The following is a 15,650-nucleotide window of genomic DNA, read 5'->3' as shown; positions in this document are numbered from 1 at the left end:
TAGACCTGCATAACAAAGAGGCTACCCAGGGGTAGCCTCTTTTTTTATACTCTTTCCGTCATTCTTACCTGACGACCATTACCGGGATATGGGCATGGCGGATCACGCTCGAGGCATTGGAGCCGAGCAGGTGGGTACTGATGGAGGGATTGCGTGAGCCAATAACTACCACGTCGGCGTTAATTTCGCTGGCCAGCTCGTTGACCATATCGCGCACGCTGCCAAAACGGACATGTAGCTTGATACGAGACGGGTCAATGCTGAAGTGGCTGACCATCGTCTGCAGGCGAGTCTCCGCCTCATGCTGCAGATGTTCCTCAAACCGCCGCAGGTCGGCGGTAAAACGGCTCATGGTAAAGCTCGCGGAACCCGGTAAGACGTGGAGCAGATGGATCACCCCGTCCTGCTGGGCCAGAAACTCCGCGTGCCGGACGGCTTTATCGCTCAGCGCCATCTCAAAGACATCAACCGGCATAATGATAGTCTTATACATATGCAATCCTCCTTGTTCGTTTGCGTCTATATCAACATATTATATGCGGATATTGTGTCATTCAGGTCGCAAAACTGTCAGCCAGGCAGGCGCAAAGCGTAAAAAAGGGTAAGCGGCGGGAAAACAGCAGAAAGAGGATGTGCGGACATCCTCTGAATAAAGCGCGAAACGCCTCAGGCAGCGGAATTAGCGGTGGAATTCGCCAGCGGCTTCCGGCTGGTACAATAGCTCCAGCACTTCCAGGTGCGTCGATGCGCCGCCCGGCAGCTCCCAGTGAATGGTGCTGCCGACTTTCAGGCCCAGCAGCGCGGCGCCCACCGGCGCGAGGACGGAGAGCTGGCTGGCGCTGTCGGTCACCTGTGACGGAAACACCAGCGTCCGCACGCGCTCTTCGCCGCTGGTTAAATCGCGGAATTTTACCCTGCTATTCATGGTGACGACATCATGCGGCATCGCTTCCGGGGCCAGCATTTGCGCGCGGTCGAGTTCCTCATTCAGGGCATCGGCAACCGGTGAGTTGGCGAAAGCCGGCTGCTCCAGCAGCCTGTCGATACGTTCGGCATCCAGTTCATTAATGATGATTGCGGGTCTGGTCATTGCATACTCCATGTTATCCAGGAACCTGTCCGTAAAAGAAAACCCTCGCCGAAAGGGGCAAGGGTTAAGGTCCTACCATCATACTGAGAGTTGCCGGCAGTTTGAAGTGATGAAACGCACATTCAGCGTGCAACACCATCCGGCGGACGGTGTTTTCCAATCAGCATCCCGCTTTGCGCTAGTGGCCAACCTTATCGAGGATAAACTGTGCGCCGCAGTTACCCGGGTGAGGCTGGGGCAGAAAAGCGGAAGTGGCCAGCGGGGCGTTGATGGTCGCGGCGTTGAGCGAGATTTGCATCTCCGTCAGATAGGCCGGATTACCGTTGCAGGTTAGCTTAAACGCCTTCACGCTCTGCGGACCCCAGGCGCGGGCCACGGCGGCGTCGAAGTCGGCGCGGCTGACCGTTTGGCCATAGTGTTTCGCGAGAAAATCCCCCACCGGGCTGCGCTTAATTTCACCGTTTAGTCGCACCATGGCGCCAAAGTAGCTGTCGGGATCGAAGCCGAAGCAGACGCCATGTTTGGCATATTCGTAGCGTTCCAGACAGGAGGTGCCGCCCGATCCCGGCATCACATTATTAAGTTTATTGGCCATCTCCAGCGACAGTCCGGTCTCCGCCGCCTGGCATTTGCGGTTCGCTTTTACCTCCGGCATGTTAGGCACCGGACGCGTGGCGCAGCCGTAGCGCATCCAGCGACGTTCATCCACTCCGCGCGCGGCAATGGACTTTGGCAGCCCGGGCCACAGGCCATGCACGGTCAGAAAGTCGGCTTTATTCGCGGTGTCCTGCTGCAGGCGACACTCTTCCGGTTCGTTGCGATTGCGGTCATACATGCTCTGACAGAATCCGGTTTGCCAGGAGAGGGCAAGGACGTAGCGGTCAAAATCAGCGTATCGCGTCGCGGTGAGCGGTTCAGCACCGGCCTGAGTGGCGGTAAGCACAAGGGCAATCGCGGCGAAATCCTTCCTGAACATTTTTATTCCTGATTATGGATGGCAAAAGATAACGGGGAGTTATTAAAGCATAAAAAAGGCGCCCGCTGGCGCCTTTTCGCGTGGTTAGACCATTAGTGGAGCGCGCTGCCGGGCACCAGGATTTCAGTAGCAACGATCACCACCAGCAGGCCAACGAGCACCGGCACTGAGGTGCGCTTGACCACTTCGAATGGGGAAATCTTCGCCATCCCGGCAACGGCGACCACCACCCCGGAGACGGGCGATATCGTGCGGCCGAGGTTAGAAGCCTGCAGCATCGGAATCGACAGGTAGGCCGGATTGATGCCGGAGGAGTGCGCCAGCTTGGGGATCATCTCAACGAAGGCGTAGAACGGGGCATTACCGGAACCGGTGGTCATCGCCGCCAGCATGGTCAGGATCACCAGCACCAGCATCAGAATAATGCTGGCCGAGCCGAAGGAGGTGGCGATTGAGATCAGACCGTTGATAAAGCCGATAGTGCTTAACCCCTGGGCAAAGACGCCGGCGGCAACCAACAGCATCACTACGCCGGCGAAGGCGTCGGCCATTCCACGGTAGGCGACTTCCAGCCCGCTAAAGACGTTTTTGGTGTTGAAACCGCGCAGGAACTCGAGGATCGCCGCCAGCAGCATGCAGCCAACGAGGATGGTGATAATGTGCAGCTCCGGCCCCCATTTACCGTCAAAGATCAGCACGCCGATGATCGGGGTAAACGGCAGAATGGCATACAGCGCCGGGGCGGTGGTGGTGATGTCGTTGACATCGAGCATCTCGTGAGAAATGTGCTCTTTTTTATCCAGATAGCGCTGCCAGAAAAAGTGGGCGATCGCCATGCAGATAATGGCCGCGATGGAGATCGGCAGCGTGGTTTTAAAAGCAAAGTCGATCAGCGGCATTTCAGCGGCTTTGGCCGCCAGGACGACGTCACCCGAGGTTGGCGAGAGGATAATCGCCGCCGGTGAGGCGCAGATGGCGGCGGCGGCCCCGCGGCTGATACCGACATTCACCATTACCGGGAACAGCGTCGCCATCAGCAGTACGCCAAGGCCGGTCGCGGAGGAGACGGCCAGCGACATCAGGCAGGCGACAAAATAGGCGGCAATCATCAGCAGATAGGGCGAATTAATATAGCGCAACGGCTTCGACGCTAATTTGACCACCATATCATTGGCGCCAATATGGGTCATATAGGTGGCGAAGCCGCACAGCATCATGATCATCATGCCCAGATCGCCGCCGCGGCTCATGAGTAGAATCTTAATGTATTCAATAATATCGGTAGCGGAATAGCCGGTGCTCGCGGTATTACCCGGTAACACTTTATGTCCCAGCAGGGCGCTGACGATCAGTAAGATTAAGCCTCCGACGAACAGGACCCCGGTGGCCGAGTAGCCTTTAATGATATAGCGGGCTACGCCCACAATGACCACGATCCCTATCAGGATCTCAATAAACGTCAGCATTTATTACCCCTAAACCCAAAGAATATGTAGCTAAAAAGCACCACACCAAATTTTAATGTGCGAATGTGCCGAAAAAACGGACAAAACTCGCTGATGCAAATCAATAAAGCGATAAGAACTACACGTCCCCCGTCACGCCTGGATATAATCACCAGATGGATAGTTAAGCCGTTCTGATGGACAGCGGGCGAAAATCAGGAGTTTGCCTTATTTCGTTCAACCTGCATTGAGATTATCTTTGCTATTTTAGGTGGTTTTTAAATCAAAGTGGTAATAGAAAAGTGTTGATGTTACGTCGTTTTTCATTGTTTTCTCTTGGTTTTTTAGGATGGTTATTGGTGTCCGGAAACGCCAGCGCGTCGTTTTCATCGACCCTTAGCGAAGGTTACCATACCTTAAGTAATAACGTAGCGCAGACCTGGAATGAGCCGGAGCACTATGATTTGTACGTTCCAGCCATCACCTGGCATGCGCGTTTTGCCTATGACAAGGAAAAAACCGATAAGTATAACGAACGTCCATGGGGGGCAGGTTTCGGCGTCTCGCGCTGGGATGAGAAAGGGAACTGGCATGGCCTGTACCTGATGGCGTTTAAAGACTCTTTTAATAAGTGGGAGCCCATCGGCGGCTACGGCTGGGAGAAAACCTGGCGCCCGCTGACGGACCAGAATTTCCACCTCGGCCTTGGCTATACCCTCGGCGTCACGGCGCGCGATAACTGGAACTACATCCCGATCCCGGTGATCTTGCCATTGGCGTCAATAGGTTACGGTCCGGCAACTTTCCAGATGACCTATATTCCCGGCACCTACAATAACGGTAACGTTTACTTCGCCTGGGCGCGCATCCAGTTTTAATTCGCTAAGTCTTAGCAATAAATGAGATAAGCGGAAGGTCTTGTGCAAAAACAAGGACTAAAGCGTTACCCACTAAAAAAGATAGCGACTTTTATCACTTTTTAGCAAAGTTGCACTGGACAAAAGGTACCACAATTGGTGTACTGATACCCGACACAGCATTAGTGTCGATTTTTCATATAAAGGTAATTTTGATGTCTAAGATTAAAGGTAACGTTAAGTGGTTTAATGAGTCCAAAGGATTCGGTTTCATTACTCCGGAAGATGGCAGCAAAGATGTATTCGTACACTTCTCTGCAATCCAGTCCAACGGTTTCAAAACTCTGGCTGAAGGTCAGCGCGTAGAGTTCGAAATCACTAACGGTGCCAAAGGCCCTTCTGCTGCAAACGTCATCGCTCTGTAAGCAACGCGTCAGTAGAATATAAAAACCCGCTAATAAGCGGGTTTTTTTTTGCCTGTCTCCTTCGCTTTTAGCGGCTGGCCGCCTGCGAGAAAAGCCAGAAGGCGACCGCCGTCATCGCAAACGAACCCAGCAAATTCACCGCGACGTTGAGCAGCGCCCAGCTTACCCGGCCCTGCTGCAGGAGAAACACCACTTCTGCAGAAAAGGTGGAGAACGTGGTCAGGCCGCCGCAGAAACCGGTGGTAATCAGCAGTTTCCACATCGGGTCAATACCGGTCAGACGATTAAACCACGCCAGCCCGGCGCCAATCACAAAGGCGCCTAACAGGTTGGCCGTTAGAGTCCCAATCGGGATAGCATGGTGCACAGGATTGAGCTTCATGCCGAGCCACCAGCGCAATACGCTGCCGGTGCCGCCGCCAATAAAAACGGCGCAAAGAAGTTGAAACACGGTCGTTTCCTGCTATTTGATGTAAGAGAGTGTCAAGTGTAGCGCGCATCGGGCGCGATTGGCTATCCATAACCTGACGGGAGAAGAACATGCGGGTAGCGGCAGGACAATTTGCCGTCACGCCAGTATGGCGGACGAATGCGCAAACCTGTGTGGCGATGATGCAGCAGGCGGAGCGAGAAGGGGCAGCGCTGCTGGTGCTGCCGGAGGCGTTGCTGGCGCGGGATGACAACGACCCGGATCTGTCAGTTAAATCGGCCCAGCCGCTGGATGGCGCATTTTTGCAGCCGCTGTTGGCCGAGAGCAGGCGTAACAGCCTGACCACGGTCCTGACGCTCCATGTGCCGTCAGGGGAGGGGAGAGCGACCAACACGTTGGTGGTATTGCGGGAAGGCGCAGTGATCGGCCATTATCATAAACTTCATCTATATGACGCCTTCGCGATGCAGGAGTCCCGGCGGGTGGATCCCGGTCAGCAGATCCCGCCGGTGATTGAGGTGGCGGGATTACGCGTTGGCCTGATGACCTGCTACGATCTTCGCTTTCCGGAACTGGCGCTTTCGTTGGCCCTGAATGGGGCACAGCTGCTGGTGCTGCCCGCTGCATGGGTGAAAGGGCCGCAGAAAGAGCATCACTGGGCGACGCTGCTGGCGGCACGCGCTCTCGATACTACCTGCTATATCGTGGCGGCAGGCGAATGCGGAACGCGCAATATCGGGCTGAGCCGCATCGTCGATCCGCTGGGGACCACTCTGGCGGGGGCCGGGAGCGAGCCGCAGCTGATCTTTGCCGATCTCTCTGCGGATGACCTTGCGCGCGTTCGCGAGCGTTTGCCAGTGCTGCGGAACCGACGATTTGCGCCACCGCAATTATTATGACGTTTTTTTAAACAAGGCTTGATTCACCTTGTTACAGATTGCTATTGTGTCCGCGCGTCAAATACCCGTATTGTTTATCCCAATAATTCGCTGTGCACGTCAGGATGGACATCTCAGCGCTCACTCCCGGAGGGGAGGCTATGGGCCGAAACACGCAGCCCACGCACAGGTGGATTACAATAGGACGGATAAATGCGTGTATGATGGCGTATTCGCAGCTTGTATAGAGAAGAAGGTTAGCTATGGGTGAGATTAGTATTACCAAACTGCTGGTAGTCGCAGCACTGATTATCTTAGTGTTTGGTACCAAGAAATTACGTACGCTGGGCGGCGACCTGGGGTCGGCTATCAAGGGCTTTAAAAAAGCCATGAACGAAGATGACGATAGCGCGAAGAAAACCACCGCAGAAGAAGCGCCGGCGCAGAAGCTCTCTCATAAAGAGTAATTCTCCGGCTGCGTCTCCTGACGGGATGCTGGCGGTACGGCGAAGAGGCCGCGACGTTTATCGTTGCGGCCTTTGTCGTTTTTGTCGACGCCGCGGAGAAAAGATGCAACTAACTGTTACGGACAGGCGAAACGGATGAAGCGGAGAGAGCCGCTGCGCCGAACAGGCGCGCAGCGGCGGAAGCGGTGGGTTATTTAACTTCCATCCCTTTAGCCTGCAGGTCGGCATGATAGGAAGAGCGGACGAAGGGACCGCAGGCGGCGTGGGTGAAGCCCATCGCCATCGCTTCCGCTTTCATCTCTTCAAACTCTTCCGGGCTGACGTAGCGCTGCACCGGCAGGTGGTGACGGCTCGGCTGCAGATACTGGCCTAACGTCAGCATGGTGACGCCATGGCGACGCAGGTCGCGCATCACTTCGATGATCTCGTCGTTGGTTTCGCCCAGACCTACCATCAGGCCGGATTTCGTCGGGATCTCCGGGTGCGCTTCTTTAAAACGCTCCAGCAGCTTCAGCGACCAGTTGTAATCCGCGCCCGGACGTACCTGACGATAAAGACGGGGCACGTTTTCGAGGTTATGGTTGAAGACATCCGGCGGGGTCACCGTCAGAATATCAAGTGCGCGATCCATGCGGCCGCGGAAATCCGGAACCAGCGTTTCGATCTTAATCGACGGGTTTTTCTCGCGAATGGCGCTGATGCAGTCGGCAAAATGCTGTGCGCCGCCATCACGCAGGTCGTCACGGTCTACCGAGGTGACTACGACATAGCGCAGACCCATATCGGCGATAGTTTGCGCCAGCTTTTGTGGCTCGTTTGCATCTGGCGCGACCGGGCGTCCATGCGCGACGTCACAGAACGGGCAACGGCGGGTACAGATCGCGCCGAGGATCATAAAGGTCGCGGTACCGTGGTTGAAGCATTCTGCAAGGTTCGGGCAGGAGGCCTCTTCGCACACAGAGTGCAGGCCGTTCTTACGCATCGCTGCTTTGATTCCCTGGATACGGGACGAGTCTGCCGGAAGTTTGATTTTCATCCATTCCGGTTTTCTGAGCAGAGCTTCACGCTCAGTTGCCACGTTTTTCACCGGGATAAGGGCCATTTTATCGGCGTCGCGGTACTTAACACCGCGTTCCATCACAATGGGTTTACTCATAGCGTGCGTGTTCCAGTTGCGAGTCACGAAGGAAAGCGAATTAATTCAATGAAATGTTGCAATTATCAACTATTTTTGAATCAAGAGCAGGCAGTATACCATTGAAAAGGGGCAGAAAGCAGCCTGCCTGCCCGGCAAATTGTAAAATAGTTGTTGTTTTATCCTTTTCCCTTCCGTGCGCTACGCCTTAAACGAGCGGATCACCGTCTCGATGATCTCTTTCAGCAATGGCTCTTTCCCGCTCAGCTTATTAAAGTGCAGCGCAACGTCAATCTGCTCTTCACCGAGGGAAGGGAAATCCAGGGTCTGCAGCGGCCAGAGACGGGACACCATGGCGAACAGGCGTTCGGTGGTCAGACCCAGCATATCGCTCCCGGCGATCATCGCCGCCTGGGTCATCAGGTTAAAGGTGCTAAAGCCGCAGCGGCGCTCGCCCATCTCTTCCTGTAGTCGGCGATGGAGGGTGGGGTAGCGCTGGCCTTCCGGCAGCAGCAGCGCAAATTCGTACTCCGCGAGGGTCGTTTCATCCTGCGGACCGTCCAGCGCGGGATGCCCTGCGCGGCAGTACATCTGTACCCGATCCTGATACAGCACATGATGGCTTATCGCCTGGCCGCTGTGCAGGTGGGTATCAATGAGCAGATCCACCTGGCGCTGGTCAAGCTGCCGCGCGGCGTCGACGATGGCGATATTGTGCAACAGGATCTGCGGAAAGGTCGGCTTCAGCGCGCTGGCCAGGCCAGGCATCAGCAGCGCTCCCATCGCTGGCGTAGTGGCGATAGTGATCACCCGCTGCTGGTGCGGGCTACCGGTGATATCCAGCGCGCTGAGGAAAGCTTCCATGCCGCGGCTGATGTATTGATGAAGATGGGTGGCATAGGCGGTGGGGGTGACGCCCTGTCCTTTGCGGATAAATAGCGGATCGGGGAACAACGCCCGCAGTTTGTTAATTGACTGGCTAATCGCCGAGGGTGTGATATTGAGTATCTTCGCGGCGTTGACGATACCTTTATGTACGTATACCGCTTCAAAGATCGTCAACAGATTGAGGTCAATATTACGCAGGATGCGAAACATTTGACGATCGTAACGTTCATCCTGTCTGTCAGGAGATTCTGACGGAGGCGTATTCTCTGGCACGCGATGAGTCCGGTTGGGAATGATAGGCCAAGTATAGCGGCCCACCGCGTTGCCGTGCGTGACAATTGATTGCAAAAATAACGTGTTACTCGTTTAGCGCCCCGCTGACAGCGGGACGTTGGCCTGCCGCTTAATCCCGGGGAAGATATTCGTGCGGTGGATGATTTAGCAGCGCCAGCAGATTGGCGACCAGCCGCGGAGCGACCGTCTCCGGGGAGGCTGCAGGCTGCCACTGGCGCATTTGCGTCATCTCCATACCGGCATAGCCGCAGGGGTTGATACGCAGAAACGGTGTGAGATCCATGGCGATATTAAGCGCCAGACCGTGGAAAGAACAACCTTTACGGATCCGCAATCCCAGAGAGCAGATTTTGCGTTCGCCGACATAGACGCCAGGGGCGTCGGCGCGGGGGTGCGACTCGATACTATATTCAGCCAGGGTATTGACGACCGTTTGCTCCAGCAGCGTCACCAGCTCCCGCACGCCCAGCTTACGGCGCTTGAGGTCCAACAGGACGTACATCACCTGCTGTCCCGGACCGTGATAGGTGACCTGGCCGCCGCGATCGCTCTGGATCACCGGAATATCGCCGGGCACCAGCACGTGTTCCGCTTTACCGGCCTGACCCTGGGTGAATACGGGGTGATGTTCCACCAGCCAGATCTCGTCGAGGGTATCTTCATCACGGGCGTCGGTAAATTCATGCATCGCCTGCGAGACGGGTTCGTAAGGTTGCAGGCCAAGCTGCCGGATAAGAATTTTATTGTGCTGCAAAACAACATCTCCGCCGGGAAGAGAGAATTCAGGTTGGGGAGTATATCACAGCCGTGCAGAAGGGAATGAGAAGACCCGGCACGACGGCCGGGTCAGGGAAAAGGTTACAGCACCATCCGAACGATATCGATATTGCCTAACTCTTCGTACAGCGTTTCCACTTGTTCAATGTGGGTGGCGTTGATGGTGATGGAGACCGAGTGGTAGTTACCTTTGCTGCTCGGTTTTACTGACGGCGAGTAATCACCAGGCGCATGGCGCTGTACCACTTCCACCACCTGATCAACCAGCTCCGGCAACGCCTGCCCCATTACTTTGTAAGTAAATGGCGTAGGGAATTCAAGCAGTTCGTTAAGTTTGGTTTTCATGTCAGCTCCGGTGTTACGACAAAATAATAACTCCCACCAAGGGCGGGAGTTATCAGGTTACTTGGATGAATAGTATATGGGGATGGAAATCACACTTTCAAGTGTTCGATTTTTAACCAAACCAGTGGTGGAACATTAATTTAATGTAATCAATAATTTTGCCGAAGAAATTACCTTCCGGAATTTCCTGCAGGACCACCAGCGGACGCTGGTCGATGGTTTTACCATCCAACTGGAAGTTAATGGTGCCGACAACCTGGTTTTTCTGCAGCGGGGCGTGCAGCTCAGTGTTATTCAGCACGTAGCTGGCTTTCAGATCTTTCATTCGGCCGCGCGGAATGGTCAGGTAGACGTCTTTATCCACCCCCAGCGAAGCGCGATCGCTGTCGCCGAACCAGGCCGGTTCGGAGGCAAACTCTTTGCCAGCTTTAATCGGGTTGACGGTTTCGAAGAAGCGGAAGCCCCAGGTAAGCAGTTTTTTGCTTTCCGACTCACGGCCTTTGAACGTCCGGCCGCCCATTACCGCGGAGATCAGGCGCATCTGGCCTTCGGTGGCGGAGGCGACGAGGTTGTAACCCGCTTTGTCGGTATGGCCGGTTTTGATGCCGTCGACGTTCAGGCTGTTATCCCACAGCAGGCCGTTACGGTTCAGCTGGCGGATGCCGTTGAAAGTGAACTCTTTCTCACGATAGATGGAGTACTCGTTCGGTACGTCGCGGATCAGCGCCTGGCCAATCAGCGCCATGTCGCGCGCGGAGCTGTACTGTCCGTCAGCATCAAGACCGTGAACGGTCTGGAAATGGGTGTTTTTCAGGCCCAGAGCGTTTACGTAGTTGTTCATCAGGCTGACGAAGGCGTCCTGGCTGCCGGCGACGTAGTCGGCCATCGCCACGCAGGCATCGTTACCGGACTGCAGGTTAATACCACGGATCAGCTGAGAAACCGGCACCTGCATGCCCGGCTTGAGGAACATCAGAGAAGAGCCTTTGAAAACCGGGTTGCCGGTGGCCCAGGCATCGTTGCCGACGGTGACCAGATCGGACTCTTTGAATTTGCCCGCTTTCATCGCCTGACCGATAACATAGCTGGTCATCATTTTGGTCAGACTGGCCGGGTCGCGGCGGGAGTCGGCATTGTTTTCAGCCAGTACCTTGCCAGAGTTGTAATCGATAAGGATCCAGGATTCGGCGTCAATCTGCGGGGCGCCTGGGATCATCGTTTTGATATTCAGGTCATCGGCGCGGGCAGCGGAGGAGAGCGCTGCAACGGAGAGCGCCGTAATGAGTAAACGAGCGGTGAAAGAGGTCTTCATGGTCAGAACAACGGCATCCGTGATGGAGTTAAAAAAGTGCCTTACTATAGCAAATGCTCTGCGGGCCAGCATCCGACATTGCGCATGAGTTTGTTAATGACTTTTACATGCGCGAGGTGAACGGGCGGCCCGCGGCGTTTAGTTGGCGCGAGTAATAAAGGACTGCAGCAGCGCTTCGCTTTGCAGGCGCTGCTGCACGGCGCTGGCCTGTGCTTTATCAGCAAAGGGACCCAGCTGAATACGCCAGACCGCGCCGTTTTGCATGACCCGGCCTGGCACAGAAAACTGCTGGCTCAGGCGCTGCTGATACTGCTGCGCCCGCGTCTGGTCGCTTACTGCGCCCACCTGGACAACAAAATTACCGCTGGCGCTGGAGGTCGCGGAGGACGAGGCCGCCACGGCGCCAGCGGCTGCGGCGGTGGCCGCAGCGGGCGCCACATTACCCTGAATGGAGCCAGGCGCGGTCACTGGCGCTGTTGGCGTGGCGCCGGCGGCAGGAGCCGTCGCGGCGGCTGCCGCTGGTTCGCTACTCTCCAGCACGCCGTTGTTCAGGGGCGTCGGCGCGCCGAGGAAACCGCCGCTGTTCACCGGCGCGCCCACGCTGTCTGCCGGCGTCAGCGTGCTGTTGCTGATCGGGCGAACGTCAGTGGGTGCGGGTTGGCTCATGCCAGCGGCGTCCCCACCGTCCAGATTCGGACGGGCGGGCAGGGCGTAAGTCTGTTTGGCGACGGTGGTACAGGCCATCCCCGGGCCGGAAAGCGAACCGTCAGGCGCGACGATGATGGGGTCGATGCGCACTTTGGTATTGTTGGAGGTGTTCAGGCGGTCAGCGGATGCGCGGGAAAGCGAGATGACCCGATCGTTGCCATAGGGACCGCGATCGTTAATCCGCACGACGATCATCCGTCCGTTGGCAAGGTTAGTGATCCGCGCGTAGCTCGGGATCGGCAGCGTCGGGTGCGCTGCGGTCAACTGAGTCGGATCGAAGGCTTCGCCGCTGGCGGTCAGGTTGCTGTTGGGTTCTGCGTCATAGATCGCCGCGAAACCGGCCTGAGTAAAGTTGGCCGGATCCTGAACGATTTTGTAGCTTTTACCGTCGCGCTCATAATCCTGATTCGCCGTGGCGTTTGGCGTTTCATATTGCGGATCGGCGCCGCTGATCTCAACCGTCGGGCCATTACAGACGGCCGGCTGTGGAGTACTGACCGTTTTTTGTTGCACGTCATCACTCGAACATGCCGCCAGCAGCCCCGCTGCTATGCAGATCCCCAGCCATTGCTTACGCATTGCTAACCCCTTTAAACGCTTTTCGACAACATTTTTCTGTGGGTATGGATCGACATTACGATACCAAACCCGGCCATCAGTACGATCAGGGCGGAGCCCCCGTAGCTCACCAGCGGCAACGGTACGCCCACCACCGGTAAAATACCACTCACCATACCAATATTTACGAAGACATAAACGAATAAAATCAACATTAAACCACCGGCCATGACCCGGCCAAAGGTGGTTTGCGCCTGGGCGGCGATCCACAGTCCGCGCATAATCAGCAGAATATAAAGCGCTAGCAGGATCAGTACGCCAATCAGGCCCAGCTCTTCGGCGAGGACGGCGAAGATAAAGTCGGTGTGGCGTTCCGGCAGAAACTCCAGCTGCGACTGGGTGCCGTGCAGCCAGCCTTTGCCGCGCAGACCGCCGGAGCCAATGGCAATTTTAGACTGAATAATGTGATAGCCGGCGCCCAGCGGGTCGGTTTCCGGATCGAGGAGCATCATCACGCGCTGACGCTGATAGTCGTGCATCAGGAAGAACCACAGGATCGGAATAAAGGCGGCGACCAGCACCACGGCGATACCAATCAGGCGCCAGCTGAGGCCGGATAGGAACAGCACAAACAGCCCGGATAGGGCGATCAGGATCGAGGTCCCGAGGTCAGGCTGCGCCGCCACCAGCAGCGTCGGCAGGAAGATTAGCACCAGGGCAATGCCGGTGTTCTTCAGCGACGGTGGACAGACATCGCGGTTAATAAACCGCGCCACCATCAGCGGCACGGCTATTTTGGCGATCTCCGACGGCTGAAAGCGCACAATACCGAGATCCAGCCAGCGCTGCGCCCCTTTGGAGATGGCGCCGAAGGCGTCAACGGCTACCAGCAGGATGATACAGAAAATATAGAGGTAGGGCGCCCAGCCTTCATAGACCCGCGGCGGGATCTGCGCCATGACGATCATGATCACCACGCCCATGGCGATCTGGCCGATTTTACGCTCCATCATGCCGACATCCTGACCGCTGGCGCTCCAGATAACCAGCGCGCTGTAGGTCAGCAGCGCCAGCAGGATAAGCAGCATGGTGGGGTCAAGATGGATTTTATCCCATAGCGATTTTTTGTTCGGATTATCCGTCATTATTGATCCTCCCCTGCGGTTACCGCCGGGTTTTCGCTTGGCAGCGTAGTGTTGTTATCGCCCAGCATGATGTGATCGAGGATCTGGCGCATAATCGTACCGACCGCCGGGCCGGCGCCGCCGTTTTCCAGAATCATCGCCACGGCAACCTGCGGGTTGTTATAAGGCGCAAACGCTGTCATCAGTTTATGGTCGCGCAAGCGCTCGGAGATCCGGTGCGCGTTATAGGTTTCGTTGGCCTTCAGGCCGAACACCTGAGCGGTACCTGACTTGGCCGCGATTTTATACGGCGCGCTGGCGAAGTATTTGTGCGCGGTGCCGTTGCCGCGGTTGGCCACGCCGTACATGCCGTCTTTGGCGATTTCCCAATAGCCGGAATGGATATCGCCTACCGGCGGCTCATGGGGCTGGACCCAGGGTACGGGCTTGCCGTCTTCCACGGTGCTCTGCAGCAGATGAGGCACCTTCACCACGCCGTCGTTAATCAGGATCATCAGCGCTTTGTTCATCTGGATCGGCGTGGCGGTCCAGTAACCCTGGCCGATGCCCACCGGAATGGTGTCCCCCTGGTACCAGGGTTTCTTAAAGCGCTTGAGCTTCCATTCGCGGGTCGGCATGTTGCCAGAGCGCTCCTCGGAGAGGTCGATACCGGTGTAGTGGCCGTAGCCAAACTTGCTCATCCACTCTGAGAGACGGTCGATGCCCATGTCATAGGCGACCTGGTAGAAATAGGTATCTGCAGACTCCTCGAGCGCTTTGGTGACGTTCAGATGGCCGTGGCCCCACTTTTTCCAGTCACGATAGCGTTTCTCTGAGCCAGGCAACTGCCACCAGCCGGGGTCGAAGAGGCTGGTGTTGCGGGTGATCACCCCGGCGCTCAGCGCCGAGACGGCGACGTACGGTTTGACCGTCGACGCCGGCGGATAGACCCCCTGCGTTGCTCGGTTGACCAGCGGTGTGTTCGGGTCGTTGAGCAGCGCGGAGTAATCTTTGCTGGAGATGCCGTCGACGAACAGGTTCGGGTCATAGCTCGGGGTTGAAACCAGCGCCAGAATAGCGCCGGTACGCGGGTCGGTCACCACCACGGCGGCGCGGCTGCCGGCCAGCAGCGTTTCAATATACTGCTGCAGCTTGAGGTCGAGGGTGAGGTAGATGTCGCGTCCGGCCTGCGGAGGCACCTCTTTCAGCTGACGAATGACGCGGCCGCGGTTGTTCACTTCAACCTCTTCGTAGCCGGTCTGACCGTGCAGAACGTCCTCGTAATAACGCTCTATACCCAGCTTACCAATGTCGTGCGTCGAGGCGTAGTTGGCCAGCTTGCCCTCTTTATCCAGGCGGTCGACGTCTTTATCGTTAATTTTTGAGACATAGCCAATGACGTGAGTCAGCGCCGAATTATAGGGGTAATAACGACGCTTGTAGCCTTTGACTTCCACGCCGGGAAAGCGGTACTGGTTGACGGCAAAGCGGGCCACCTGCACTTCGCTGAGGTTGACCTTTACCGGAATCGAGGTAAAACGATGGGAGCGGGCGCGCTCCTTTTTGAAACCGGCGATGTCATCGTCGGTTAAATCGACGACGTCGCGTAGCGCATCCAGCGTCTGCTGTACGTTATCGACTTTCTCCGGCATCATCTCCAGCTGGTAAATGGTGCGGTTAAGCGCCAGCGGGGTGCCGTTGCGATCGTAAATAATGCCGCGGCTCGGCGGGATCGGCACCAGCTTGATGCGGTTTTCGTTCGAGCGCGTCTGATAGTCGTCGAAGCGAACGATTTGCACATTGTACAGGTTGGCGATCAGAACGCCGGTAAGCAGCAAAATCCCCAAAAAAGCGACCAGCGCCCGGCGCACGAACAGCGAGGATTCAGCCGTATAGTCGCGGAAAGAATTCTGTAATTTCATTCGCTGCTTAGTCTACCCT

17 protein-coding genes are annotated in these 15,650 nt (G+C 56.4%); 4 read left to right on the top strand and 13 right to left on the bottom strand.

Features of this window, described 5'->3' with window-relative positions:
* Positions 1-64: 64 nt before the first annotated feature.
* The 4 genes from uspG to dcuC form a co-directional block, all read right to left on the bottom strand.
* Positions 65-493 carry a universal stress protein UspG gene (gene uspG / locus KB890_RS07170; RefSeq protein WP_002894401.1) on the bottom strand — a complete coding sequence of 143 codons (429 nt, stop codon included), beginning with the start codon at positions 491-493 and terminating at the stop codon, positions 65-67.
* Between the two features lie 186 nt (positions 494-679).
* The gene (gene rnk, locus KB890_RS07165) at positions 680-1,090 is read right to left on the bottom strand and encodes a nucleoside diphosphate kinase regulator (RefSeq protein WP_002894404.1); all 411 of its coding nucleotides are present in this window, start codon (positions 1,088-1,090) and stop codon (positions 680-682) included.
* 178 nt (positions 1,091-1,268) lie between these two features.
* Positions 1,269-2,066, bottom strand: a complete 798-nt coding sequence (gene rna, locus KB890_RS07160) for a ribonuclease I (RefSeq protein WP_004176884.1) — start codon at positions 2,064-2,066, stop codon at positions 1,269-1,271.
* Between the two features lie 92 nt (positions 2,067-2,158).
* Positions 2,159-3,532 (bottom strand): anaerobic C4-dicarboxylate transporter DcuC, encoded by a 1,374-nt coding sequence (gene dcuC, locus KB890_RS07155; protein WP_004142371.1) that lies wholly within the window; start codon positions 3,530-3,532, stop codon positions 2,159-2,161.
* 338 nt (positions 3,533-3,870) lie between these two features.
* Between dcuC and pagP the strand changes: the two genes are divergently transcribed.
* On the top strand, positions 3,871-4,389 hold the full coding sequence (gene pagP, locus KB890_RS07150; protein WP_002894414.1) for a lipid IV(A) palmitoyltransferase PagP: 519 nt from the start codon (positions 3,871-3,873) through the stop codon (positions 4,387-4,389).
* Positions 4,390-4,583: 194 nt separating this feature from the next.
* The gene (gene cspE, locus KB890_RS07145) at positions 4,584-4,793 is read left to right on the top strand and encodes a transcription antiterminator/RNA stability regulator CspE (protein WP_002439184.1); all 210 of its coding nucleotides are present in this window, start codon (positions 4,584-4,586) and stop codon (positions 4,791-4,793) included.
* A 67-nt stretch (positions 4,794-4,860) separates the two neighbouring features.
* Here the strand turns inward: cspE and crcB are convergent, their stop codons facing one another.
* Positions 4,861-5,244 carry a fluoride efflux transporter CrcB gene (crcB, locus tag KB890_RS07140; protein WP_002894459.1) on the bottom strand — a complete coding sequence of 128 codons (384 nt, stop codon included), beginning with the start codon at positions 5,242-5,244 and terminating at the stop codon, positions 4,861-4,863.
* 89 nt (positions 5,245-5,333) lie between these two features.
* Between crcB and KB890_RS07135 the strand changes: the two genes are divergently transcribed.
* Both KB890_RS07135 and tatE read left to right on the top strand, forming a co-directional pair.
* The gene (locus tag KB890_RS07135; protein WP_004179020.1) at positions 5,334-6,122 is read left to right on the top strand and encodes a deaminated glutathione amidase; all 789 of its coding nucleotides are present in this window, start codon (positions 5,334-5,336) and stop codon (positions 6,120-6,122) included.
* A gap of 242 nt (positions 6,123-6,364) precedes the next feature.
* Positions 6,365-6,568 (top strand): twin-arginine translocase subunit TatE, encoded by a 204-nt coding sequence (gene tatE / locus KB890_RS07130; protein ID WP_004179022.1) that lies wholly within the window; start codon positions 6,365-6,367, stop codon positions 6,566-6,568.
* Between the two features lie 190 nt (positions 6,569-6,758).
* Here the strand turns inward: tatE and lipA are convergent, their stop codons facing one another.
* The 8 genes from lipA to mrdA form a co-directional block, all read right to left on the bottom strand.
* Positions 6,759-7,724, bottom strand: a complete 966-nt coding sequence (lipA, locus tag KB890_RS07125; protein WP_002894467.1) for a lipoyl synthase — start codon at positions 7,722-7,724, stop codon at positions 6,759-6,761.
* 180 nt (positions 7,725-7,904) lie between these two features.
* Positions 7,905-8,864: a YbeF family transcriptional regulator gene (locus KB890_RS07120; RefSeq protein ID WP_004220154.1), complete on the bottom strand. Its 960-nt coding sequence runs from the start codon at positions 8,862-8,864 to the stop codon at positions 7,905-7,907.
* 130 nt (positions 8,865-8,994) lie between these two features.
* Positions 8,995-9,639: a lipoyl(octanoyl) transferase LipB gene (gene lipB / locus KB890_RS07115; RefSeq protein ID WP_002894472.1), complete on the bottom strand. Its 645-nt coding sequence runs from the start codon at positions 9,637-9,639 to the stop codon at positions 8,995-8,997.
* A 104-nt stretch (positions 9,640-9,743) separates the two neighbouring features.
* Positions 9,744-10,007: a DUF493 family protein YbeD gene (gene ybeD, locus KB890_RS07110; protein WP_002894474.1), complete on the bottom strand. Its 264-nt coding sequence runs from the start codon at positions 10,005-10,007 to the stop codon at positions 9,744-9,746.
* A gap of 112 nt (positions 10,008-10,119) precedes the next feature.
* Positions 10,120-11,319: a D-alanyl-D-alanine carboxypeptidase DacA gene (gene dacA, locus KB890_RS07105; RefSeq protein ID WP_002894539.1), complete on the bottom strand. Its 1,200-nt coding sequence runs from the start codon at positions 11,317-11,319 to the stop codon at positions 10,120-10,122.
* A 138-nt stretch (positions 11,320-11,457) separates the two neighbouring features.
* Positions 11,458-12,606, bottom strand: coding sequence for an endolytic peptidoglycan transglycosylase RlpA (gene rlpA, locus KB890_RS07100; RefSeq protein ID WP_020324585.1), 1,149 nt, complete (start codon positions 12,604-12,606; stop codon positions 11,458-11,460).
* 11 nt (positions 12,607-12,617) lie between these two features.
* A complete protein-coding gene (gene mrdB / locus KB890_RS07095; protein WP_002894613.1) occupies positions 12,618-13,730 on the bottom strand; it encodes a peptidoglycan glycosyltransferase MrdB in 1,113 nt (370 codons plus the stop codon).
* Positions 13,730-15,631, bottom strand: a complete 1,902-nt coding sequence (gene mrdA / locus KB890_RS07090; protein WP_002894617.1) for a peptidoglycan DD-transpeptidase MrdA — start codon at positions 15,629-15,631, stop codon at positions 13,730-13,732. Before mrdA ends, mrdB begins: the two co-directional genes overlap by 1 nt.
* Positions 15,632-15,650 lie beyond the last annotated feature (19 nt).

The sequence above is a fragment of the Klebsiella sp. P1954 genome (genome assembly GCF_018199955.1).
Lineage (GTDB): Bacteria > Pseudomonadota > Gammaproteobacteria > Enterobacterales > Enterobacteriaceae > Klebsiella > Klebsiella pneumoniae.
This window is presented reverse-complemented; position numbering and strand designations above follow the sequence as displayed.